The sequence below is a fragment of the Acinetobacter sp. YH12086 genome (assembly GCF_013419345.1).
GTDB lineage: Bacteria > Pseudomonadota > Gammaproteobacteria > Pseudomonadales > Moraxellaceae > Acinetobacter > Acinetobacter amyesii.
Window position 1 is genome coordinate 195,163 of sequence record NZ_VPAF01000001.1, and the last position, 22,393, is coordinate 217,555.

Annotated in this window: 21 protein-coding genes and 1 tRNA gene; 10 read left to right on the forward strand and 12 right to left on the reverse strand. The window is 39.9% G+C overall.

Going from position 1 to position 22,393, the window contains the following annotated elements; genetic code table 11:
- Positions 1-56 precede the first annotated feature (56 nt).
- Entirely contained in the window at positions 57-1,103 is a 1,047-nt protein-coding gene (gene dusB, locus FTU29_RS01020; protein ID WP_180119876.1) for a tRNA dihydrouridine synthase DusB, read from the forward strand.
- Positions 1,104-1,322: 219 nt separating this feature from the next.
- Here the strand turns inward: dusB and FTU29_RS01025 are convergent, their stop codons facing one another.
- Entirely contained in the window at positions 1,323-2,366 is a 1,044-nt protein-coding gene (locus tag FTU29_RS01025; RefSeq protein ID WP_111883795.1) for a nitronate monooxygenase family protein, read from the reverse strand.
- A 213-nt stretch (positions 2,367-2,579) separates the two neighbouring features.
- Between FTU29_RS01025 and FTU29_RS01030 the strand changes: the two genes are divergently transcribed.
- The 3 genes from FTU29_RS01030 to FTU29_RS01040 all read left to right on the forward strand — a co-directional run bounded on the left by FTU29_RS01030 (position 2,580) and on the right by FTU29_RS01040 (position 5,214).
- Positions 2,580-3,839, forward strand: coding sequence for a putative DNA modification/repair radical SAM protein (locus FTU29_RS01030; RefSeq protein WP_180119878.1), 1,260 nt, complete (start codon positions 2,580-2,582; stop codon positions 3,837-3,839).
- A 9-nt stretch (positions 3,840-3,848) separates the two neighbouring features.
- The gene (locus FTU29_RS01035; protein ID WP_180119880.1) at positions 3,849-4,628 is read left to right on the forward strand and encodes a TIGR03915 family putative DNA repair protein; all 780 of its coding nucleotides are present in this window, start codon (positions 3,849-3,851) and stop codon (positions 4,626-4,628) included.
- Between the two features lie 64 nt (positions 4,629-4,692).
- Positions 4,693-5,214, forward strand: coding sequence for a hypothetical protein (locus tag FTU29_RS01040; protein WP_180106561.1), 522 nt, complete (start codon positions 4,693-4,695; stop codon positions 5,212-5,214).
- A 39-nt stretch (positions 5,215-5,253) separates the two neighbouring features.
- Here the strand turns inward: FTU29_RS01040 and FTU29_RS01045 are convergent, their stop codons facing one another.
- From FTU29_RS01045 to metK, 5 genes are all read right to left on the reverse strand, one after another.
- Complete coding sequence (locus FTU29_RS01045; protein ID WP_180119882.1) at positions 5,254-6,465, reverse strand: YeeE/YedE family protein; 1,212 nt, start codon at positions 6,463-6,465, stop codon at positions 5,254-5,256.
- Between the two features lie 135 nt (positions 6,466-6,600).
- Positions 6,601-7,302 (reverse strand): VIT family protein, encoded by a 702-nt coding sequence (locus tag FTU29_RS01050; RefSeq protein ID WP_180034757.1) that lies wholly within the window; start codon positions 7,300-7,302, stop codon positions 6,601-6,603.
- A gap of 146 nt (positions 7,303-7,448) precedes the next feature.
- Positions 7,449-7,793 (reverse strand): hypothetical protein, encoded by a 345-nt coding sequence (locus tag FTU29_RS01055; protein WP_078193577.1) that lies wholly within the window; start codon positions 7,791-7,793, stop codon positions 7,449-7,451.
- 151 nt (positions 7,794-7,944) lie between these two features.
- Complete coding sequence (locus FTU29_RS01060) at positions 7,945-8,385, reverse strand: SMI1/KNR4 family protein (RefSeq protein ID WP_180119884.1); 441 nt, start codon at positions 8,383-8,385, stop codon at positions 7,945-7,947.
- Positions 8,386-8,554: 169 nt separating this feature from the next.
- The gene (metK, locus tag FTU29_RS01065; RefSeq protein ID WP_078188779.1) at positions 8,555-9,721 is read right to left on the reverse strand and encodes a methionine adenosyltransferase; all 1,167 of its coding nucleotides are present in this window, start codon (positions 9,719-9,721) and stop codon (positions 8,555-8,557) included.
- Positions 9,722-10,165: 444 nt separating this feature from the next.
- On the opposite strand from metK, the gene FTU29_RS01070 reads away from it, so the two are divergent.
- The 4 genes from FTU29_RS01070 (at position 10,166) to FTU29_RS01085 (ending at position 14,072) form a co-directional block, all read left to right on the forward strand.
- Positions 10,166-10,591 (forward strand): pilin, encoded by a 426-nt coding sequence (locus FTU29_RS01070; RefSeq protein WP_180078335.1) that lies wholly within the window; start codon positions 10,166-10,168, stop codon positions 10,589-10,591.
- 464 nt (positions 10,592-11,055) lie between these two features.
- Positions 11,056-13,044, forward strand: coding sequence for a transketolase (tkt, locus tag FTU29_RS01075; protein ID WP_180119886.1), 1,989 nt, complete (start codon positions 11,056-11,058; stop codon positions 13,042-13,044).
- A gap of 181 nt (positions 13,045-13,225) precedes the next feature.
- On the forward strand, positions 13,226-13,441 hold the full coding sequence (locus FTU29_RS01080; protein ID WP_180119888.1) for a hypothetical protein: 216 nt from the start codon (positions 13,226-13,228) through the stop codon (positions 13,439-13,441).
- A 187-nt stretch (positions 13,442-13,628) separates the two neighbouring features.
- The gene (locus FTU29_RS01085; protein ID WP_373423551.1) at positions 13,629-14,072 is read left to right on the forward strand and encodes a GNAT family N-acetyltransferase; all 444 of its coding nucleotides are present in this window, start codon (positions 13,629-13,631) and stop codon (positions 14,070-14,072) included.
- 65 nt (positions 14,073-14,137) lie between these two features.
- Here FTU29_RS01085 and FTU29_RS17375 read toward each other — a convergent pair whose 3' ends face one another.
- On the reverse strand, positions 14,138-14,653 hold the full coding sequence (locus FTU29_RS17375) for a nuclear transport factor 2 family protein (RefSeq protein ID WP_257226881.1): 516 nt from the start codon (positions 14,651-14,653) through the stop codon (positions 14,138-14,140).
- Between the two features lie 286 nt (positions 14,654-14,939).
- Between FTU29_RS17375 and FTU29_RS01095 the strand changes: the two genes are divergently transcribed.
- The gene (locus tag FTU29_RS01095) at positions 14,940-15,536 is read left to right on the forward strand and encodes a YceI family protein (RefSeq protein WP_078188771.1); all 597 of its coding nucleotides are present in this window, start codon (positions 14,940-14,942) and stop codon (positions 15,534-15,536) included.
- Between the two features lie 75 nt (positions 15,537-15,611).
- On the opposite strand, the gene FTU29_RS01100 is transcribed toward FTU29_RS01095, so the two are convergent.
- On the reverse strand, positions 15,612-16,241 hold the full coding sequence (locus FTU29_RS01100) for a LysE family transporter (protein ID WP_180023833.1): 630 nt from the start codon (positions 16,239-16,241) through the stop codon (positions 15,612-15,614).
- Between the two features lie 66 nt (positions 16,242-16,307).
- Positions 16,308-17,015 (reverse strand): glutamine amidotransferase, encoded by a 708-nt coding sequence (locus FTU29_RS01105; protein WP_180119892.1) that lies wholly within the window; start codon positions 17,013-17,015, stop codon positions 16,308-16,310.
- A 417-nt stretch (positions 17,016-17,432) separates the two neighbouring features.
- Between FTU29_RS01105 and FTU29_RS01110 the strand changes: the two genes are divergently transcribed.
- On the forward strand, positions 17,433-17,708 hold the full coding sequence (locus FTU29_RS01110) for a hypothetical protein (protein WP_168377639.1): 276 nt from the start codon (positions 17,433-17,435) through the stop codon (positions 17,706-17,708).
- A gap of 87 nt (positions 17,709-17,795) precedes the next feature.
- Here the strand turns inward: FTU29_RS01110 and FTU29_RS01115 are convergent, their stop codons facing one another.
- From FTU29_RS01115 to cysS, 3 genes are all read right to left on the reverse strand, one after another.
- Complete coding sequence (locus FTU29_RS01115; protein ID WP_180119894.1) at positions 17,796-19,895, reverse strand: TonB-dependent siderophore receptor; 2,100 nt, start codon at positions 19,893-19,895, stop codon at positions 17,796-17,798.
- 623 nt (positions 19,896-20,518) lie between these two features.
- Positions 20,519-20,594, reverse strand: a tRNA-Gly gene (locus FTU29_RS01120).
- Positions 20,595-20,656: 62 nt separating this feature from the next.
- The gene (cysS, locus tag FTU29_RS01125; RefSeq protein ID WP_180114022.1) at positions 20,657-22,078 is read right to left on the reverse strand and encodes a cysteine--tRNA ligase; all 1,422 of its coding nucleotides are present in this window, start codon (positions 22,076-22,078) and stop codon (positions 20,657-20,659) included.
- Positions 22,079-22,393: the final 315 nt, after the last annotated feature.

The window sequence follows — 22,393 nt, forward strand, 5'->3', positions numbered from 1 at the left end:
GAGCATTAAAAGTCAATACGAAGCGACTAAACGAAGTTAAACGAGGTTAAAAGATTTTGAGTAAAAACAATGTCATTCAAGAATTATTCGATCGTCCCATCGAGAGAAAACTGTGGGTGGCACCTATGGCAGGGGTTACAGATCGCCCATTTCGTACACTTTGCAAATACTTTGGCGCAGGTCATGCTGTCAGTGAAATGATGACGGCAGATAAGACCTTACGCATGAGTAAAAAGAGTCTTTATCGTGCCAATTTTGATGGTGAGATAGCACCTATCTCAGCTCAAATTGCAGGGTCAGATCCAGCTGAACTGGCTGAAGCCGCTCGCTATCAAGTGGCAAATGGTGCGCAAATTGTCGACATTAATATGGGATGTCCGGCGAAGAAAGTTTGTAATAAGTTGGCAGGTTCTGCGCTGCTCAAAGATGAAGATTTGGTGGCCCGCATTTTAGATGCTGTGGTTGATGCAGTTGATGTACCCGTGACTTTAAAAACCCGCTTGGGCTATCTCAATGGTCATGAAAACATTATGCGCGTTGCGAAACGTGCCGAAGAAGCTGGCATTGCTGCATTGGCACTTCATGGTCGTACACGTGAAGATATGTATCTGAATACGGCGCGTTATAGCTTAATTAAAGATGTGAAATCGTTGATCAATATTCCTGTGATTGCCAATGGTGATATTGATACACCTGAAAAAGCCAAATATGTACTGGATTATACTGGTGCTGATGCAGTCATGATTGGTCGTGCAGCTCAAGGTCGCCCATGGATATTCCGTGAAATAGGACATTACCTGACGACAGGTGAGCATATGGCGGCGCCAAGTATTATGGAAGTCCGTGACGTATTGCTTGGACACTTGTCTGAATTATATGGTTTTTATGGCGAATATTCAGGTTGTCGAATTTCACGCAAACATATTGCTTGGTACACCAAGGGTCTACGCTCTAGTAATGAGTTCCGCCAAAATATGTATAAAATTGAATCTACAGCAGATCAATATAAAGTCGTCGAGAACTATTTTAATCACTTACTTGATCATGGTCAGATCATGAGTGATGTTCAAGTTGATCAGGTCAACTTGCTTGAAACCAAATAATTTAAAGCCAAACGAAATGGATCTGCACAATTTGATGCAAAGTAGGCTGCTTTAAGTTAGTTAGATTGATTTGAAATAGATTTAACTAACTTGATTCAAATGATCTGAAACAATTCTTGAATTGTGCATCGATGATGGCCTAAATTACATATAAAAAGCCCTCAATGTTGAGGGCTTTTTTGTAAGCATTCATGTTTGAATGTCGCGTTGAGCGAGGCCTTAGTTAAAGCGCATTTCTAAAACCAATTGATTGATCAAGTCAGGTGCTTCCAATTCACGTATTTGAGAGACATTGGTTCCCGCCCAAAAAGCACCATATTCATGTACACCATGCTTGCTAGCAGCGGCATGTAATTGTTTGCCTAAATCATAGCTATATGGGTAAGCCGGGACGGTCGGGCGAGTCGGTGTGTCAATATCTGTGTGCCAGTTATTGATAATGCCACGAGCAGGGCGGCCTGAAATACTTGATGTAATCTGCGTGATGGGTGCATCAAATAATGCTTTGCGATAAGCTTCATTTGCATTTGATGTTTTGCATTGCACAAAAGCAGTGCCCAATTGAACAGCATCTGCACCCAATTCCATAATTTGATAGGCCTGATGTCCATTCATAATACCACCAGCCGCAACGACTGGACATTGAATATGGCGTTTCAAGAGCTGAACCAAGTCACGTGTCTTAACGCTACTATCAAAGTTTTCATTGAAAATGCCACGGTGACCACCAGCTTCAATACCTTGAGCAATCACTATATCAATGCCTGCAGCTTCGATCAGTTTAGCTTCTGCTAAGTTGGTTGCAGAAACTAGAGTCAAAATACCCGCTTGTTTCAAGGCTTGGATTTGATGTGGATGTGGAATACCAAAATGGAAGCTTACCGCTTTAGGGCGCGTTTCCAGTAAGAGGTTTAGAAAATGGTCATTGTCTTTAAAGCTTGGATAAATACAGTTCAGTGCTTCTGGAGCTTCTGCATTATATTGAGCAAAGCGTGATTTAAATTGCATGATCCATTTGGCAGCAACTTGTTCATCGAGTTCTACTGTGTCATGACAAAAAAAATTGACCTGAAAAGGTTGTTCAGTGAGTTCTTGAGTTTGTAATATTTGTTGACGTGCATTCTCAACACTGCTTGCACCTAAACCCAGTGAACCAAGTCCACCTTGATTTGACACTTCTGCAGCAAGTTCAGGTGTAGAAACACCTGCCATTGGGGCAAGAAATATAGGGTGTTTGATGCCAAGTTTTTCTAATAAAGTCATGTGCATACTCCAATCACTCTAAATACTTTGCCCAAGCGAGTGAAATTAAGCAAATAATATTCGTTATTTCTTATCAAAATGGTCTTGAGCCTACAAAATGCTGTACTTAAAATTAAGCGACACCTCATGTCGTATTAAGGATGTATGACCCGACTTTTGACGGGGATGCTTTTAAAATAGTGCTGTGTTCACTTTAAATTTTATAATTCTCCCATGTCTGAACGTATCCGTGAAAAACTGCAAATTTTAGCCGATGCTGCCAAATATGATGTCTCATGTTCTTCGAGTGGTAGCAAGCGCCAAAATAAAGACAAAGGTCTGGGTAATACTGGAAACGGTATTTGCCATAGCTATACAGAAGATGGCCGCTGCGTTTCGTTATTAAAAATTCTATTTTCCAATGTCTGTATTTTTGACTGCGCATATTGTGTGTCCCGTCGAAGTAACGACGTAAAGCGCGCAGCATTTACGGTACAGGAAGTGGTCGATTTGACTATGAATTTTTATCGTCGGAACTATATTGAGGGGCTATTTTTAAGTTCGGGGATTTTTAAATCGGCGGATTACACCATGGAACGTATGTTGCAGGTGGTAAAAAAACTGCGTTTAGAAGAAAATTTTAATGGTTATATTCATCTGAAGACTATTCCGGGGGCATCTCAGGAAATCATTACCGAAGCAGGTTTATATGTTGACCGTATGAGCATTAATTTAGAAATGCCGACAGAAGATGGTTTAAAAAAATTTGCACCTGAAAAAAGTCATGTCGAAGTCCAAAAAGACTTAGGTATTGTGCGAGATCGTTTGATTCAATTCAAAGATGAACGAAAAATAATACGTACAGTCCCTAAATTTGTACCCGCAGGACAAACGACGCAAATGGTGGTGGGCGCACATCAAGAGTCTGACCGTGATGTAATACTGATGGCAGACCGTCATTACAAAGAGTTTAAGCTCAAGCGTGTGTATTACTCAGGTTATATTCCCATTAATGAAGAGGAGCGTGCGCTGCCAGCTGTGGGGTCTGCGCCACCTTTATTACGAGAAAATCGGCTGTATCAAAGTGATTGGTTAATGCGTTTTTATGGATTTGAAGCGACAGAGTTGGTCGATGAAGAGCATCCAAATTTAGAATTGGATATTGACCCTAAGTTAGCGTGGGCACTGCGTCATCCCGAGCAATTTCCCGTGGATATCAATCGTGCTGAATATCAAATGATCTTACGTGTGCCGGGCATCGGTGTGCGTTCTGCTAAAAAAATTGTTCAAGCACGACGTTTTGGTAAAATTCATATCGACCAATTAAAACGTATGGGTATTTCCTACAACAGAGCACAACATTTTATACGCTGTGAAGATTCACCTAAATTTATTCGTGAACAACAGCCTCATCAAATAAGACAGCAGATTTTGCAAAGTGGTCAGTCGAAATATACGCAGCAAGTTTCTCCACAATTGAACTTCGGTTTTTAGGACACAGTCGTGAGTATTTATGTCTTTGATGGCACGATGACAGGATTGTTAAGCTGTGTTTTTCGGGCCTTTCAATTTAAGCAATTTGACGTTCAGATTTGTACAGATGGGCAAGTGCAGGCAGGCCTTTTCGCCGATGTCATTGATGTGGCTAGTCATGATGAACAAGCACAGCGAGTATGGCAAGGATTAAAGCTTAAAGCATCTGAAAGTGCTTTAAAGCAGTTTTATTATGCGTTTTTATCCGAGCAGCAGCAGGCTTTTCAGCATTGTTTTAATTTTGCGATTTATGTGTTCCAGCAACAGCGTGATGTGTCTAAAAACTATGGTCATGCTGATGTATTAGGGATGAGTCAGTGGGCGAAGCAAGTGGAGCGTGAAAAGCACCGAATGGAAGCTTTTGTGCGTTTTAAAAAATGTCAGGATGGCTTGTTTATCAGTTTAGTCTCACCTGACTTTAATGTATTGCCTTTGATCGAACGGCATTTCAAATCACGCTATCAAGATCAACGTTGGCTGATTTACGATGAAAAACGAAATTATGGCATTTATTATGATTTAAAACAGGTGCATCAAGTGGATATGGATGCCACAACCATAGATAGGCAAATACAATCAGGCCATAGTCAATCCTTTAATATCGAACTGGATGATGATGAGGTTTTGTATGATCAGCTTTGGAAAGATTATTTTAGAAGTGTCAATATTGAAGCCCGACGTAATATGAAATTACATGTGCAGTATGTGCCACGTCGTTATTGGCGTTATATGAATGAGAAAGCGATTTAAGTGCGAATCATCTGGCTATTTCGGGCATAATGATTGCGCTTTTGATTGTTTAAGTGAGACCTTGATGAAATTATTTCTTGTTACGACCGTTCTGACGACAATGGCATTAACGGCGTGTTCTGCAAATAAGCAAGAAAAGAAAACATTCAATCCACAAAGTTATCAAGTTGCCGATACAGCGGGATTACAACAACGCTTTGAACAATTAAATCAGACTCTAGCAGCTGATTTTAGCCAACTAAAAAAAGTAGAAAGTATGGCTTTTTCAGATCAATCCGCTTTAGATGTTCAGAACTTAAAAACTTTAAATCAGCATTTTGTTGCTAATACCGCTTTAAAAAGCTCCAAAATTGCCTATTGCGAAGTAATGAATCATTATTTTTCTGAAATGTATCATCTCGGACATGTGAACTTGGCCTTGGTGAAAGACGTTAAACTGCCAAATGCCGCAAATGAAGATTTGAGTCAGGTGTTTGCGAATGCTGACCAATTTTATGATTTTATTATCAACCGCTATACCACATACAAACAGGCACAAGAAACCATGCAATATGGTTGTAATCTAAAAGGCGCACTGAAAGATTAAAAAAGCCCCTCATTTGAGGGGCTTTTTATTTCACAGAAATTAGCAGTCTGTTAGTTTTTCAGTTTGTGGACGTTCGCCGGGGAAGAAGATTGGACGTAGTTTGACGCCAATACCGTTCCCAATGAAGGCAAATACTAACCATACCCAACCGTGTAAACTACCTGAAGCAATACCGCTGAAATACGCACCAATGTTACAGCCGTATGCTAAACGTGCGCCGTAACCCAACATCAAACCACCGATCACAGCCGCTAGCAGTGAACGTTTTGGGATATTAAAGTTTGGTGCAAATTTACCAGCTAGGCTTGCTGCGAGTAAGGCACCGAGCATGATGCCGAAATTCATCATCGACGTGATATCAAACCATAATGATTCGGTGAGTGCTTTGGCATTTGCAGGTTGCTGCCAATATGCCCAAGATGCAACATCGATCCCCATAACACTTGCTGATTTTGCGGCCCAAACGGCTAAGGCAGAGGTCACGCCCCAAGGACGGCCTGCAAGTGCGAGTGTGGCAAAGTTCAGTAAAGTCAGGATAATTCCGCCCCAAACCAATGGCCATGGTCCACGTAGAAAACGTTTCCAGCCGTGTTGCATTGCTTGCGGCTCAACCTCAAGCTGACCATGGCGTTTCTTTTCAAAATAAACTGTTGCTGCGGCAATCAATACAAAGAGCACAAAGTTTAATGCCAGTGCAGGAACTACACCAAAGCTTTTGACTAAAGAAATTGGCTCAAAGTGGGGAAGGTCAAACCACCATTGAATATGTGAAGTTGCAATCAATGAACCTGTACAGAAGAAGATCAGCGTTACAATCATACGTGCGCTACCTGCGCCCACAGTGTACAGGGTCCCTGATGCACAGCCGCCGCCAAGTTGCATACCAATACCAAAAATAAAGGCACCGATCATCACGGACATTGAAACAGGATTAACGTTACCTTTGACTGGGTTGCCAAATAATTCACCCGCACCTAAAGCAGGGAAGAAGAGCAATACAGCCAAAGCCAACATGATCATTTGTGCACGCAAGCCACGACCACGACGCTCTTTAATAAAGACACGCCAACTCGAGGTGAAACCAAAAGACGCATGATAAAGCGTCATACCCAAAGCACCGCCAATTAAAAATAGTAATGCTTGGTTAACGCCTACAACCAGATAAGCACCAATGGTGCCTAAAATTAATAAAACAAAAGCCACCCAAATCGATACATTGGATCGATTGGCTGGCGCAGCAATAACAGACATGGAGAAAAAAGCTTAAAAAATGTATTTCTATTTTACGGTTTTTATATATTGTAAAAATTAATATTGTTTAGAATTCACACAATCATTGCTGTGAATAATTGATTTTCAATATTTGTAAAACTGATAAAAGAAACATTAAACTGGATTTACATTAAATAAAGAACCAATCCAACTTGAAAATAGCATGGCTGCAATGCCCCAGAGTGCAACACGTAGACTGCCTTTCAACATAGAAGTGCCAGCTGCATAACTGGCTAAAGCACCGAGGAGTGCTAGGGAAATCACGCCAACGGCCATAACAGTTTTTTCAATATGCATGTCAGCACTGATCAAGATCGCAACCATCGGAAATAGTGCACCAATTGAAAATGCTAAAGCCGATGAGAGTGCTGCTTGAACGGGTTTTGCTGCGGTATTGTCATGGATTCCAATTTCATCTCGGGCGTGGGCTTCAAGTGCATCATGTGCAGTTAATTGGACTGCGACTTCATGGGCAAGTGTAGGCTCTAAACCACGTTGAATATAAATTTGGGTAAGTTCTTTAAGTTCTAGCTCAGGGTTCTTTTGCAGTTCTTTATGCTCCATGTGAAGATCTGCTTTTTCGACGTCTTCTTGAGATTTCACAGAGATATATTCGCCCGCCGCCATAGAGGTTGCACCAGAGATGAGTCCTGCAATGCAGGTAATGAGTAAGGTATGGCTAGAAGCACCACTTGCAGCCATGCCCATAATTAAACTAGTGACGGAGATAATGCCATCATTTGCACCGAGTACAGATGCACGTAGCCAACCCGTACGTTCCATAAAATGTTTTTCGGCATGATGTGAGTAAGACATTATTTTCTCTAAATTTGTTATTTATATGACCTCATAAGATTGACCTGACATCGGTTAAATTTCAAGTTAAAAATAGATTGAAACAGTAAGTTGAATAAAATACAGATATAAAAAAAGCACCCGAAGGTGCTTTTTTTATAAAATGCTTATTGCTGCGCTTTTTCTTTCACGTCAGCTGCACCTTGTTCAACAGCACCTGCTGTTGCAGCAGTTGCGTCTTTAGCTGCTTCTTTGGCATTGTGTGCAGCAGCTTCAGCATTTTCTGCAGCATTTTCGGCTGCTGTTGCAGTTGCAGTTGCAGCATTATCAACAGCAGTCGCTGTCGCAGTTGCCGCATCTGAAGTTGCATCAGCGATGTCATGGCCTGCTTGGTCAGCAGCGTTTTCTAAGTGTTCACCAGTTGTTGCACCTGTTTCTGGCGCTTTGTCTTTATTACAGCCAACAAGTGCAACAGTTGCAGCCAAACCTAAAGCAACAAGTAATTTATTCATTTTGATCTTTCCTTTTTTTGTTATGCCCGTAGCATGGGCTGAATTTATATTAGCTGAAAAAATATTCAAAAATCGATCAAAAATTGTTGATTTAGTGTAATTTTATCTAGCTTATTTTGTAGTTTGAAAGGCTTTATATCTGCTTATGGCGTTAAGGGTTTTGAGTAAATAATTCTTCAATTGAGTTAACAAGTAGATAGATAAATTCACTGTCTTCATGGCGCCATAAATATATTTCTTCCCCCAATTGTGTATCGTCTACCGTACGCATCAATAAATAATCGCCATCGCCGTTATGTGCAATAGCAATGCTGTTTTCAGGGAAGTCTTCAATTTCACTGATGGATTGATGTTCTGCGGCTAGATGATTCATCGTACGCTTTATTCTTTTCACATCGCTGGTGTCTTGGAAGGGAAAAAGCCACCAAGCTTCGATGTCATCACCATCTTTAAATTCATCCGCACTAGAAAAGCTAATGCCGAATTCGCCACCATTTTCAATTTGCATTTTGGCTTTATATTTTTCTGGAAACTTAAATCCTAATTGTTCTTCAGTTGCAGTAATAAATTTTAAGTCTAATGGAAAGGGCATGATGTTGTTCTTAAATTATTTTGGTGTTTTATGAATAAGCTAGGCGTAAATTTTAGTCAATATTTTTTACACTCGTTATTTTTATCCTAGATGTTTTAGTTATGGACATACGGGCCATAAAAAAGCCTGCAATCAATGCAGGCTTTTTTGGGAAATTAATCTATTAAGATTAAAGACCAGCAGATGCTTTAAGCGCTTCCACTTTGTCAGTTTTTTCCCATGTAAATGCGGTATCAGAACCTTCACGACCGAAGTGACCATACGCAGCAGTTTGTTGGTACATCGGTTGGATTAAGTTCAACATACGAGTAATACCGTATGGACGTAAGTCAAAGTGTTCACGTACAAGTGCAATAATCAAATCTTCAGATACTTTCGCAGTATTGAATGTGTTGATCGAGATAGATGTTGGTTCTGCAACACCAATCGCATATGACACTTGAATTTCACATTTGTCAGCTAGACCAGCAGCCACAATGTTTTTAGCAACATAACGGCCTGCATAAGCAGCAGAACGGTCCACTTTTGATGGATCTTTACCAGAGAACGCACCACCACCGTGACGAGCCATACCACCGTAAGTATCTACAATGATTTTACGGCCTGTTAAACCACAGTCGCCTACAGGGCCGCCAATGACGAACATACCTGTTGGGTTGATGTGGAATTTAGTGTCTGCATGGAACATTTCAGCAGGAATCACTTTTTTCACGATTTCTTCTATTACCGCCTCTTTCAATTGAGCTTGGGTAATTTTTGGATCGTGCTGAGTTGAAAGTACAACTGCGTCTAAGCGAACTGGCATACCATTTTCATAAGCAAATGTTACTTGGCTTTTTGCATCAGGACGTAACCAAGCAAGTTTGCCTTGTTTACGTAGTTCAGCTTGTTTTTCCATTAAGCGATGTGCATATGAAATAGGTGCCGGCATAAGCACATCAGTTTCACGGCTTGCATAACCAAACATTAAACCTTGGTCGCCCGCACCTTGATCTTCAGGTTTTTGACGGTCTACACCTTGAGCAATTTCAGGTGATTGTTTACCGATCATGTTGATCACGGCACAAGTTGAACCATCAAAGCCAAGATCTGAATGATGATATCCGATACCATTTACGGTATTACGAACAATCGCTTCAAAGTCAACATTTGCAGTTGTTGTGATTTCACCGGCAAGTACAACCGCACCCGTTTTTACAAGCGTTTCACAAGCAACCCGTGCATATGGGTCTTCTTTTAAGATTGCATCCAAAATAGCATCACTGATTTGGTCAGCCATTTTATCCGGATGGCCTTCGCTTACAGATTCCGAGGTAAATACAGCGTACTCGCGCATAAGTCCTATCACAGTTAAATTTAAAGACGCAATATGTTACATCGAGAAAGCGTTTAGGACTAGCTTAACATGACCAAATTGGATGAAATTAATTCATTTCAATGACTTTTTAATTGATATAGGCATCTAAAAAATTGATATGAGCAATGGATTTCTCAATTTAATTTTTTATGATGAGATAAAACTGAGATATTTTGTTTTGGCACAAGCAACAATGTGATTAGGCGTTAAAATGCCTAAAGTGGCATTTTAAGTGAATCAATTATAAGAAAAAATCAAATCAATATCCTGAGATTTATCAATAATGAATGTCATGAACTGCCAGAATATGACTGTAAACGACAATTATTCGTTTAATTTGAAAAATAAAACACAATAAATGCGAGATTTTGAGACTTGGTACGCAAATTGCCTATTTGTCATTACGTTGAATGGGGAAACGTAATGAAACAGTCTGGTTTTACACTCATTGAAATCATGATGGTAGTGGCAATTATCGGCATTTTGGCTGCAATTGCTACTGTATCTTACAATGGCTATGTCGCTCGAGCGCAAGTGGCTGAAGTTTTAACAATGATTTCATCCTATAAATTGAAACTGATTGAAAATTATTCAGAGGAACAAAGCTGTGTAGATTTGAATACAGCGCTGAATGAAAGTATCAGTACCAAATATATTGCGAGTAGTGACATTACTGATGTGGCAGGAACGTGTTCAGTGGTTTTTACGTTTAAATCAACAGATGTCAATTTTGCTCTTCGCTCAAAGCAGATCTATTTTAATATTCCAGATGATTTAAATGGTGCTTGGAATTGTCAATCGGATGATATTTCGCAGCGAAATTTACCTGCTACATGTCGTGGGATCTAAAGTATTGAATGTGAAACCGTGAGTATATTGGATAAGTGCTGATTTTACAGGGATGATTACGACGTTTGAGTTACCCAAAGCATAGTGGGTTTAATTATTGAAAGTATTTCATATTTCAAAATGGTCATTTATTTAGACAAGCTTTGACTACTACTTTTATTTGCAATTGCCTTTCGATGTATTGGACTTTTATCAATTACGAAGCGTTTGCTTTCACCACCAAACTCTAAATATGCATTGCGCTGTCATTGATTCGCTATATAAAAGCGTTACTGTATACAAAATAAACGACATGCATAGGCTTGAAATTGAGCAATAAGCGCCCAAAATACAGGTGGTGCAGGAATAATTAGCGAAAATTTGCCCCTGAGGCTTTACCCATTCCGCTTTTTTTAAGACAATATGCTCATCTTTGAATTCTTATTCATCTTACTCTTTTAAACCATTTGTTTGGACTCTGACCTATGACAACCCCGCTTAACGAACGTCGTATTGCAAACGCAATTCGTGTATTGGCAATGGATGCTGTGCAAAAAGCAAATTCAGGACATCCAGGTGCTCCAATGGGGATGGCAGATATTGCTGATGTGGTATGGCGTGAATTCCTCAACCACAACCCTGCAAACCCACAATGGGCAAACCGTGACCGTTTCGTATTGTCTAACGGCCATGGCTCTATGCTGCAATATGCGTTATTGCACTTAACAGGTTATGACCTGTCTATTGAAGATTTGAAATCTTTCCGTCAATTGCACTCTAAAACTCCGGGTCACCCAGAATTGGGCTATGCACCGGGTATCGAAACAACGACTGGTCCATTGGGTCAAGGTATTGCAAACGCTGTAGGTTTTGCACTTGCTGAAAAAACTTTAGCAGCTCAATTCAACAAAGAAGACATTACAGTTGTAGATCACAACACTTACTGTTTCTTAGGTGACGGCTGTTTAATGGAAGGTGTTTCTCACGAAGCATGTTCATTGGCTGGTACTTTGGGTCTAGGTAAATTAGTTGTTTACTACGATGACAACGGCATCTCGATTGACGGTGAAGTAGAAGGCTGGTTCTCTGATGATACAGAACAGCGTTTCCTTGCATACGGCTGGCAAGTGCTTAAAGTTGACGGCCATGATGCAGACGCAATCCGTGCGGCAACTGTTGAAGCAAAAGCTGAAACTGCGAAACCAACCTTAATTATCTGTAAAACCATTATTGGTTTAGGTTCGCCAAACAAACAAGGTAAAGAAGATTGCCACGGTGCGCCGCTTGGTAATGATGAAATCGCTTTAACTCGTGAAGCTTTGGGCTGGGCAGAAGGTCCATTTGAAATTCCTGCTGATGTTTATGCAGCTTGGGATGCAAAAGCCAAAGGTACTGCTTCTGAATCTGCTTGGAACGACACATTTGCTGCTTATGCTGCTAAATATCCAGTAGAAGCAGCTGAACTAAAACGTCGTCTTTCTGGTGACCTTCCTGCTGACTTCGCAGCAAAAGCGGATGCTTATATTGCTGAAGTAAATGCTAAAGCTGAAACAATCGCTACTCGTAAAGCGAGCCAAAATGCCATTCAAGCATTTGCGCCGCAGCTTCCAGAAATTCTAGGCGGTTCTGCTGACCTTGCAGGCTCTAACCTGACTTTATGGAAAGGCGCAGAAGGCGTTGAATCTAACCCAGCGGGTAACTACGTTCATTACGGCGTACGTGAATTCGGTATGACTGCGATTGCTAACGGTGTTGCACTTCATGGCGGTTTCGTTCCTTATGTAGCAACATTCCTGATGTTTATGGAATATGCGCGTAATGCAGTACGTATGTCTGCATTGATGAAACAGCGTGTGATTCATGTGTATACCCATGACTCAATTGGTCTAGGTGAAGATGGTCCTACACACCAACCTGTAGAGCAAATTGCATCTTTACGTGGTACACCAAATCTGAACACTTGGCGTCCATGTGACACTGTAGAAGCGTCTATTTCTTGGAAATCTGCGCTGCTTCGTTCAGAAGGCCCTACAGCATTAATCTTCTCTCGTCAAAACTTGCCATTCCAAACTCGTACAGCAGATCAAATTGCTGACGTTGCGAAAGGCGGTTATGTACTTGCAAAAGAAAAAGGCGAATTGAAAGCAATCATCATTGCGACTGGTTCAGAAGTTTCATTGGCAATGGATGCTTACGCACAGCTTGACGGCGTACGTGTTGTTTCTATGCCATGTGCTGAAGAATTCGTAAAACAAGACGCTGCTTACCGTGAAGCGGTTCTTCCTGCTGCGATCCGTGCGCGTGTTGCTGTTGAAGCTGCGCATGTGGACTACTGGTGGAAATTTGTAGGTCTTGATGGCCGTGTAATCGGTATGACGACTTACGGTGAATCTGCTCCAGCAAAAGACTTGTACAAACACTTCGGTATCACAGCTGATGCTGTTGTTGCTGCAGTGAAAGAAATTACCGCTTAATCTATAAAGATTAACAGTAAAAAACGCCCCAGAGAAGGGGCGTTTTTTATTGCAGAGATCAAATATATTTTTTAATTGTGAAATAACGATTTGTAACGAATGAATTAAAGCATTGGTTTAAAATTAATTCATTCATGCAGTATTCAGCCACGGGTGCAATGTTGCCCCAAGTGAGGAAACGATGAGCCTTTACGATCAGATAAATGATGAAATTGTACTGATGGATGCTGGTGAACAGAAATGGATAGGCACGAACTTAGAGCTTGAAGCCATGGTTGCAGTAGAATTGATGTTGCAAGATTTGCAAGAAGACAAAGTGATTAAGATTCGCCGTAAGAACCATGAAAAGCATACAGGTTTAAAGCAGGTAGATCGGATCTTGGTTGAAAAGCTATAAGCTGAATGGTTAAAAAGTCCGAATCTTCGGGCTTTTTATTTGTCTATTGTATTTACAAAACAGATAAGAAAACGTTCTTTCAAGACTCATCATGTTTAAAAAGAGCGCATAAAATACAGTGTTTTCAACACAAAAAGCTTTATTTCAGTTATAAAAATCCAGTGATCATTTAAAAAAGACATTGAACGTGCAAATACAAATTAAAAATTTAACTGAAATTTTAAAAAGCCAATGGCAGCCGCTCTGGGAGCTGTATTTAGAATTTTATAAAAGTCAGGTGGCGGATGCAGTGACCGAGCGAACATGGCAAAGGTTACATGCTGCTGAGTGCGAACATATGTATGGCTTTGCAGCCGTAATTGAACATCAAGTGGTTGGGATCGTGCATGTCATTGAACATGAGAGCTGCTGGACATTGCAGCCTTATGCCTATTTGCAAGATTTATATACGCTTGAAGAATATCGCGGGCAGGGTATTGGCAAGGCGCTGATCGCGAAAGTGAAAGAATATTGTGATCAGCGGCAGTGTGACCGTGTGTATTGGCTAACGCATCAGGACAATGAAACAGCACAAAAGCTGTATGATCAAATCGCGAGAAAAACAGGGTTTATCCAATATCGCTGTCATTAACTTAATGTAAAAGGCCATTCCAAATCAACAGCAGCTCTTGCGTGAAGAGCTGCTGCATCTAAGTATTAAGCTGAAACTTTAAAGTTTTTAGTCGGGTCTGCATCTTGCTGAATGATCCATTCTCCGCCTACGCGGAAAGATGATGCTGAGGCATAGGTATCTTCCATGAATTGGAAATAGCTGATTAAACCATTTTGAACTTTGGCTTTAATTGAAAAAGGCGAGGTGAAAGTATTTTTTGCATAGACTGAGGTGTAGGTGAATTGACCAAATACAGCTACGGTTTCATCTTCAGCGATCATATCCGTGATTTGAAAGTCGGCGATATTCCAGTAGGTCCCGACGTTGGCAAAGGTATAAATATAAATGTCTCTGCCTGTGCCAGACCCAGCCCACGGCTCAATTTGTTTAAGTTCTGGGTTGCTGAAGTTTAAGGAAACATATGCTGCGTCTTCGGCTACCAGTAGCTGAGTTGCATTTTCAATGAGTTCTTTTGAAGTATTCATAAGAAATGCCAAAACCACATCTTTGGGTGTTTTAGTGTTTAAGGCTTTTTCAATAGCCAGCGATTGTTCTGTCATTTTTCGGTACTCAGATTTTTATGATGTCTAAAAATCTTAAGTGGATTTGTATTGAATACCTACGACTCAGATGGGTTGATGTTTCCTAAATTTAGGATAAATAGCTCATAGCCTAAATTAATTATTTGAAATATATGGGAAATTTAATAATTGAGAGTAGTTTTGGATGCTGCTACAGATTTTACAAAACTATCGTTCTAAACATGCAACAAAACGTTTTATCTTTAAAGCTGTAATACGGCTAAAAATCTATAGACTTAATGGTATTCGAAAGTGAGATAAAAACATGAACTTTAAAGCATTAACAATCGGTTTGGCGGTAGCATCAGTTACAACAATTTCTATGGCAAAACCTGTTGCCTATCAAATTGATCCTACTCATACAGCAACAGTATTTACTTGGAATCATTTTGGTTTCTCAACGCCTTCTGCAAACTTTAGTGACATTCAAGGGACAATCAATGTCGATAATGCAAAACCTGCAAATTCGTCTGTGAATGTGACGATTCCATTATCGAGCTTAAATACCAATGTCAAAGCATTAGATGATCATTTAAAAACAGCTGATTTCTTTGATGCTGAAAAATATCCAAATATCACGTTTAAAAGTACAAAAGTTCAAGCCATCAGCAAAACTAAATACAAAATCACGGGTGATTTAACAGTTAAAAATGTGACTAAACCAGTGGTATTGGATGCTGTATTGAACAAGCAAGCCGTTCACCCAATGACTAAGGCAGAAACGATTGGTTTCAATGCAACGACTTCTTTTGATCGTTCAGCATTTGGTGTTGGTGCATATGTACCGAATGTAGGCGACAAAATTACGGTAAATATTACGACTGAAGCCGCTGTATCTACAGCAAAGGCAGCAGCGAAATAAGATTTAGCTCCCTCAGCTAAGTTAGGAAAGCACCCATTTGGGTGCTTTTTTATGTCTTATTTAACTGGTGTGTGATCAATCGCGATTGAGTAGTAACAGGCAGCCAAAACTGATGAAGATTCCACCGGTAATGGCGTCAATTTTTTTACTAAATTTTTGATAGTAATGGGTCATTTTAGGTGCTGAGAATAAGACCGCAACCAATGCAAACCAAATCAAACTTTCAATAAAGACTAAAGCCAATAAAGAGCTTTGATCAAAAATACTGACCTTTGCACTGATCCCAATGGAAAATACACTACTGAAATAAACCAATGCTTTAGGATTGGCCATATTGGTCAAGAAACCTTGGAATAACAGCGTCAAAGGCGATTTTTTCTGTACAGCTTGCTCGGTTGGTTTCGTTATTGTGCCGAGGTCTTTACTCCATGCAGATTTTAATAACTGAGAGCCTAAATATAAAAGATATAAGCCACCCAAAATCATGAGGCATTGTTGTAACCAAGCCATTTTTTGAAATAGAAAATGTAAGCCACTTATTGCACAAATTGACCAAACTAAAATACTAAGTGATATACCTAATGCGGCAAATAATGCATGTGATCTGGATTGTCGAATAGCACTTTGAGTGACAAAAAAGAAGTCTGGGCCTGGGCTGATGAGAGCAAAAAAGTGGATGAGCGCAATGCTGAGTAAGGGAGTCATTCTAATGGCTTATACGTTTTGAAGTGCAACCGTTATAAGCCATTTAGCTTTAAATTAATAGCTGTTTTAAAGCTCAAGCTGTTGTAAGAATTGTTGCAAAATAAGGGGAGCAACACGTTCTAAATGAGGTGCATGTTGTTGGCTTTCCATGCGTAAATTTGGGATGTTAATTTGTGCTTTATGCAGTTCACATGTATGCCCAATTAGCCATTTTTCCATGGCCTGTGTTTCTGCTTCAATATGAAACTGTAGAGCTAGAATATTGGGCCCATAGCTAAACGCTTGATTTGGATAAATTGCTGAGCTGGCGAGTAACTGTGCATTTACAGGTAAATCAAAGGTATCACCATGCCAATGCAGTACAGGCACTTGATCTAATGGCGCTAATATATTGTCAGCAATAGCATCAAGTTCTAAGTTACTCCAACCGATTTCTTTGCTATGACCTGCATAAACTTTCGCTCCCAATGCATGCGCAATTAGCTGAGCACCTAAGCAAATGCCTAAAGTCGGTAAATTACTCTCTAAACGTACTTTAAGTAAGTCTATTTCTTTTTGTAGGAAGGGGTAGTCATTAGTTTCATAAATTCCGATCGGGCCGCCCAAAATGATGGTAAGCCCTGTATGTTGCATAGCTTTACTGAGGTCATCGATACCAGCTTCGAAGTATCTCACCCGATAACCCAGTTGATAAAATACATCTTCCAATGAACCCAAATCTTCAAATGCAAGGTGTTGAATGACGTAAATGGTTTCGTTTAATGCAGTACTCATAGGGATTTTTCAGGATTAAAATTTCAAAATAGAATGTAGCTTGAATTGTCGGAGATTAAAAAGGAAAACTGTAAATTTTTCACAATTGCGAAAAGAGATAAATATAGAAGTTGGCTGAAGCATATTTTTTTTCTTTGAATGATTAGGTTCGATCGTTGAACTTAGCATTTAAAACCTTTGTATTGTGAATTAGGGGATTCCAGAAAGGCTTTATTGGTAAAATTTATGAGAAAAAGTGCATGAAATTTTGATAAAGCTTTGGTTTAGTATAAAAAAAAGATGAAAAACCAATGGAAAAGCGTTTAGAGATGCGTATGATGAAATCTTCGACAAACAACAGTTCATTTTTCTTTTAATATCATCACATAATTAGATAACTGATTTTAAAAGTAAAAAAATATAAGCCAGGGAACTTGTATGCAGTCAAAACATAATCGAGATGCCAGTCTCTTGCATGCGATACATAAAATTTTATTGAAGGAATGGGACCCGTTAGGGATTCGCCGTATTCCTGCTTTACGTGATGAATATGATGATTATTTGCCCAATATTTTTAAATTAATTCAAGAGGATTCAAGTGAATCAGAAATTTTTGAATATTTATGGTGGGTTGAGCAAAAGGTCTTAGAGAAAAAAGGGCGGAAGGAACATACCCTAAAAATTGCGAAAATGTTGAAGGCAATTGAGCGCTAGTTTGCGGTCGTGTACGCATAAAAAAACCGATTCGTTGTCCGTATCGGTTTTTTATTTTAAATCTCTTAGAAGTCTCTTAGAAACGGTTTAGAATTTCTTTTCTAAGGTAAACATAAAGCTTGGAATTGCTTCATTAATACGAGATTGGTATAGCGCGCCAGAACTTTGTTCTCTTAACACTTCTTTATAATCTGAGCTGAGAATATTACGTGCATTGATTGATGCAGACCAATTTTGATCAAAGCGTTTAGTAAAACTGACATCCATGTTGACACGTTCATTGCTGGTGCGATTGTAAGGTTCCTTACTCAGCGCACGTGTATATTCAGGGGTATAATTGAGGTTCACACTTGTTGCAATACGCCACGGTTGATAGTTATAAGATAAACCAGCACTTGCGGTATAAGGTGCAACATCGCTTGCCAAACGGTCAGAGCCGTCAGCTTCTTCAATTTTTGCACGTACAGTTGAAAGTTGAGCATTCAACATAAATGAATGACCATTCTCCGTTTGCTTTAGTGCATAACGTCCAGCAATTTCCACACCATAGGTGGTTGCACTGTCTTGGTTATAAGGACGTTCGACAAAACGGCAATCGGTATTTCCTGTTTCGCAACGACCGCCCGTAGCATTTTCTGACAGGATCGATTTTTCGATATAGTCATTAATTTCTCGATAATATGCAGTGATATTTACGCCGCCAGCAGGGGTGTTATAACCTAGGGTTGTTTCGTAAGCATTAATAGTTTCAGGTCGTAAGTCAGGATTACCCCCACGGTCAGGGTTGTTTAGTGTCCCTGCATCGCTATCTGTAGAAACTGAAACAGTCGGCATCAATTGATTGCTACGTGGGTTTTTAAAAGCCTGACTCAAATTGGTTTGGAGTGACCATTGGTCATTAAAGTCAAAACGGTGTGCTAATACAGGACTTAAATGCTGATCTTGATAATCCACTAAACCTGAACGATCAATCCACTCTTGGCGTACACCTAAAGTTAAGGTTTGGCGCGGCGTATATTTCCAACTTCCTTCAACATAAGCAGCATACAATTGTTCATCTAAGGTCTCTGCAATATTGCTTTCAAGTTCATTGCTTCGTAGGTCGGTACCAAATTTTATTTGGCGTTTTGAATCGAACTTTCGGACACCGTCGTAGCCTAAACCATATTCATTAATTTTTTCATCAATATATGATTGGGAATCTCTATACTCTGTTAATTCTGTTTCATTTTGCTGCTCAATTGATAAGCGAATTTTGTCGGAATTACCTTGGTCTTTACGCTCATATCGTGTGTTGAGTCGAATACTGTCATTTTTATCTTTTTGGACTTGGGAGCCACTTGTGCCTTCGCTTTCATTGTTGCGATAAAACATTTCAGCGACCAGTTTTTGTTGATCATCAAGTTGATATTCAACACGTGGGGTCAGCATTTGCGACGTACGATTGGTGATGCGTTTTTGAGTTTTCGTTCCTGTTGCATCTTGTGTACGGATGAGCGTATCTGAATCATTCCACATTTGGCTCCCAGATAAACTATAGATCCAAGGGTCTGAACGACCATCCATTTGAAAGTTTAAATTAGTGCGTTCTTCTTCACGTGTATTTGACTTTGTTAGACCATAACCAGCACGTACAGAACCACTCAAACGCGTGCCATTCAATGGTTCTTTTAAAATAATATTAATGACAGCAGATGAAGCAACCGAGCCTTGAGCTACACTTGGTTGTTTGGTGATTTCAAGGCGTTCGATCATTTCCGGTGTAATGCTATCAACAACTGACATGCCCCCACGAGGACCACCTTGTACAGGTTCACCATTGATTAAGAAAACGGGTGCGCCACCACCACGAAAGCGCATGCCGCCAGCACCTGCACCACCACGTGGACCAACGCCAGCACCGGGTAGTTGAAACCCTGCAGCACGGCGCAGCGCATCATTGATTGACTGATCGCCAAATTTCAACATTTCATCACGGCTTATAATGGTTTTTGCGACAGCACTGATATCTGGGTCTTTGGGCTTAGTGCTTGCTGTTGGAACTTCAAATGTTAAAGTTTCCATTTGCTGAACTGCTGCAGATTCTTGAGGATTTTGAACAGTATCTGCGGCCCAAATTGATGTTGAGATCGTAATTAATGCGTAACTTAAGCTGGTCAGTTTGAGTGTGGTGTGCACGCCGTGCATTATTTGGTTGTCCAAATGTAATTTTGGCAAAGAATAACGGAAAATTATGGAGAAAAATTGAGGAAAATTGGCGAGATGAGCATTTCATCAGATTATTTTTTAACAGGTAGGCGAAAGGTCATATTGCAATAAGGAAAGCCTTAATCTTTGAGAGGAAATTAAGGCCTATTAACGTCGCTACAATACGATAAATAACAGATGTTACGCAGTAACATCAGAAGCGTACTTTGCTTCAAATAATAAAGATACGCAGTAATGTCATCCGCAATTGTTTGAGACAGGACGACTTCTAATCAAAATGTTTTTTAATACTTTGAATAATTTGACGGTAGTGAACGAGTTTTGTCTGTGAGGTGCATTGCACCGCAAGATGGTTTCCTTGCGAAGCTTCGCATCTCATTTTGCCGAATGAGAAACAACGTTTCGTAAGAGTACTTCCAGCCGAAAGCTAATCCCTGTATTTAATCCCTAAATGTAAGACTTCGTCAGATTTAAATATTATTTTAAAAATGTGAAATGGCTTTCATGTGCATAACATGAGTAAATACATATAAAAATAAGCCTTTGAAGAAAGATTTAGACATAAAAAAACCCTCATCTTTCGATGAGGGTTTTTCGTATTCTGGAGCGGGAAAGGAGACTCGAACTCCCGACCCCAACCTTGGCAAGGTTATGCTCTACCAACTGAGCTATTCCCGCAATGAGGTGAATTATAGAGAATTTCACGCAACTGTCAACTCTCTATGCTTCTGTTTGCTTAATTAATCAGCGCGACGCCAAATAGTACCTTGACGTGTATCTTCAAGAACTACGCCCTGATCCAGTAAAGATTGACGAATGTCATCTGCTTTGGCAAATTCTTTGGCTTTTTTCGCATCTTTACGTTGTTGAATTAAATCTTCAATCTGTTCTTCTGATAAGCCTAATGCTTCCTGACCGATATCTGATTTTAAAAATTCATCAACATTGTGTTGAACCAAACCTAAAATATTGGTCAAGTGACGCAATGTCGAATAATACACAGCCGCTTGTTCAGCATTTTCATCTTTTACGGCACGGTTCAATTCTTTGTTGACTTCAAACAATACCGCAATTGCTTCTGCGGTGTTGAAATCATCACGCATAGCGGCATTAAAGCGCTCAACTAAAGCATCATCCAAAGTTTCTACGGTTTTTTCACCATAGACTTGCTGATAAGCTTTAAATGAATGATAGAAACGGGAAAGGGTATTTTTCGCTTCTTTTAAAGCAGTGTCAGAGAAGTTTACTGGGCTACGGTAATGTGATGACACAATAAAGAAGCGAATCACTTCAGGGTGGAATTTATCCATCACATCACGAATAGTGAAGAAGTTACCTAAAGACTTCGACATTTTTTCGCCATCGACATTAATAAAGCCGACATGCATCCAGTAATTAACATACTGTTCGCCAGTAGATGCCTCAGATTGCGCAATTTCATTTTCATGATGCGGGAAAGTTAAGTCTGAACCGCCACCATGAATATCAAAATGGTTACCTAAGCAGCAGGTCGACATCGCTGAACATTCAATATGCCAGCCCGGACGGCCATTGCCCCAAGGCGAAGCCCAAGAAGGTTCATTTTCTTTGGCATGTTTCCAAAGCACGAAGTCAAAAGGATGTTTCTTTTCTACTTCTACATCAACGCGTTCAGAAGCACCAGCCTGCATATCGTCAAGTTTACGACCCGAAAGACGACCATATTTGGCAAACTTTTCAACTTCAAAATAAACATCGCCATTTGCAGATGGATATGCTGTACCTTTGTTAACCAAGCTGCCAATCATATTCTGCATTTGATCGATATAGTCTGTTGCACGTGGTGCTTCATCAGGTGCTGCACAACCTAAATTGGCAGCATCTTCGTTCATGGCCTTGATAAAACGGTCGGTTAAAGCAGTAATGCTTTCGCCATTTTCATTGGCACGGGCAATGATCTTATCGTCAATATCGGTAATGTTTCGAACGTATTTAACGCTCCAGCCCTGACTGCGCAGGAAACGGATAATATAGTCAAATGCAACCATAACTCGAGCATGACCAATATGACAGTAGTCATACACAGTCATTCCACAGACATACATGTCGATATGTCCTTCTTTGCGAGGTACGAATTCTACTTTTTTACGTTGCTCTGAGTTATATAGAACAAAAGGTTGCATAGGTCTTCAAATTGTTTCTACCAAAAGATGGCTCATCTTAACCTAAGCATTTTTTTTCATAAAGTTAAAACCCAAAAAAGCAGATATTTTTTAATGCTTGATGTAATTGTACTGCTGGAAAAAGAAGTTGAAGGCTCATTTGATTCGGGCTGAATTTCATTTGAGAGTTGAATTCAATTTATCTGTTCCTAAGATAAAAAAGAAGAAATGCATCTTTTCTGCATAATTCATGAATTCTTATACATTTGGAAACGTGCTATTTGCATAGATATGATAAAATTGTGAAAATTTTTTATTTTGAAAGTGAGAGCGCAC

Coding starts and splice junctions, on each gene's coding strand:
- FTU29_RS01025 (WP_111883795.1), bottom strand. CDS start 2,366: ATGACTTTATTAGAAAAACTTGGCATCAAACACCCTATATTTCTTGCC.
- FTU29_RS01030 (WP_180119878.1), top strand. CDS start 2,580: ATGTCTGAACGTATCCGTGAAAAACTGCAAATTTTAGCCGATGCTGCC.
- FTU29_RS01040 (WP_180106561.1), top strand. CDS start 4,693: ATGAAATTATTTCTTGTTACGACCGTTCTGACGACAATGGCATTAACG.
- FTU29_RS01045 (WP_180119882.1), bottom strand. CDS start 6,465: ATGTCTGTTATTGCTGCGCCAGCCAATCGATCCAATGTATCGATTTGG.
- FTU29_RS01050 (WP_180034757.1), bottom strand. CDS start 7,302: ATGTCTTACTCACATCATGCCGAAAAACATTTTATGGAACGTACGGGT.
- FTU29_RS01055 (WP_078193577.1), bottom strand. CDS start 7,793: ATGAATAAATTACTTGTTGCTTTAGGTTTGGCTGCAACTGTTGCACTT.
- FTU29_RS01060 (WP_180119884.1), bottom strand. CDS start 8,385: ATGCCCTTTCCATTAGACTTAAAATTTATTACTGCAACTGAAGAACAA.
- metK (WP_078188779.1), bottom strand. CDS start 9,721: ATGCGCGAGTACGCTGTATTTACCTCGGAATCTGTAAGCGAAGGCCAT.
- FTU29_RS01070 (WP_180078335.1), top strand. CDS start 10,166: ATGAAACAGTCTGGTTTTACACTCATTGAAATCATGATGGTAGTGGCA.
- tkt (WP_180119886.1), top strand. CDS start 11,056: ATGACAACCCCGCTTAACGAACGTCGTATTGCAAACGCAATTCGTGTA.
- FTU29_RS01080 (WP_180119888.1), top strand. CDS start 13,226: ATGAGCCTTTACGATCAGATAAATGATGAAATTGTACTGATGGATGCT.
- FTU29_RS17375 (WP_257226881.1), bottom strand. CDS start 14,653: ATGACAGAACAATCGCTGGCTATTGAAAAAGCCTTAAACACTAAAACA.
- FTU29_RS01095 (WP_078188771.1), top strand. CDS start 14,940: ATGAACTTTAAAGCATTAACAATCGGTTTGGCGGTAGCATCAGTTACA.
- FTU29_RS01100 (WP_180023833.1), bottom strand. CDS start 16,241: ATGACTCCCTTACTCAGCATTGCGCTCATCCACTTTTTTGCTCTCATC.
- FTU29_RS01105 (WP_180119892.1), bottom strand. CDS start 17,015: ATGAGTACTGCATTAAACGAAACCATTTACGTCATTCAACACCTTGCA.
- FTU29_RS01110 (WP_168377639.1), top strand. CDS start 17,433: ATGCAGTCAAAACATAATCGAGATGCCAGTCTCTTGCATGCGATACAT.
- FTU29_RS01115 (WP_180119894.1), bottom strand. CDS start 19,895: ATGCACGGCGTGCACACCACACTCAAACTGACCAGCTTAAGTTACGCA.
- cysS (WP_180114022.1), bottom strand. CDS start 22,078: ATGCAACCTTTTGTTCTATATAACTCAGAGCAACGTAAAAAAGTAGAA.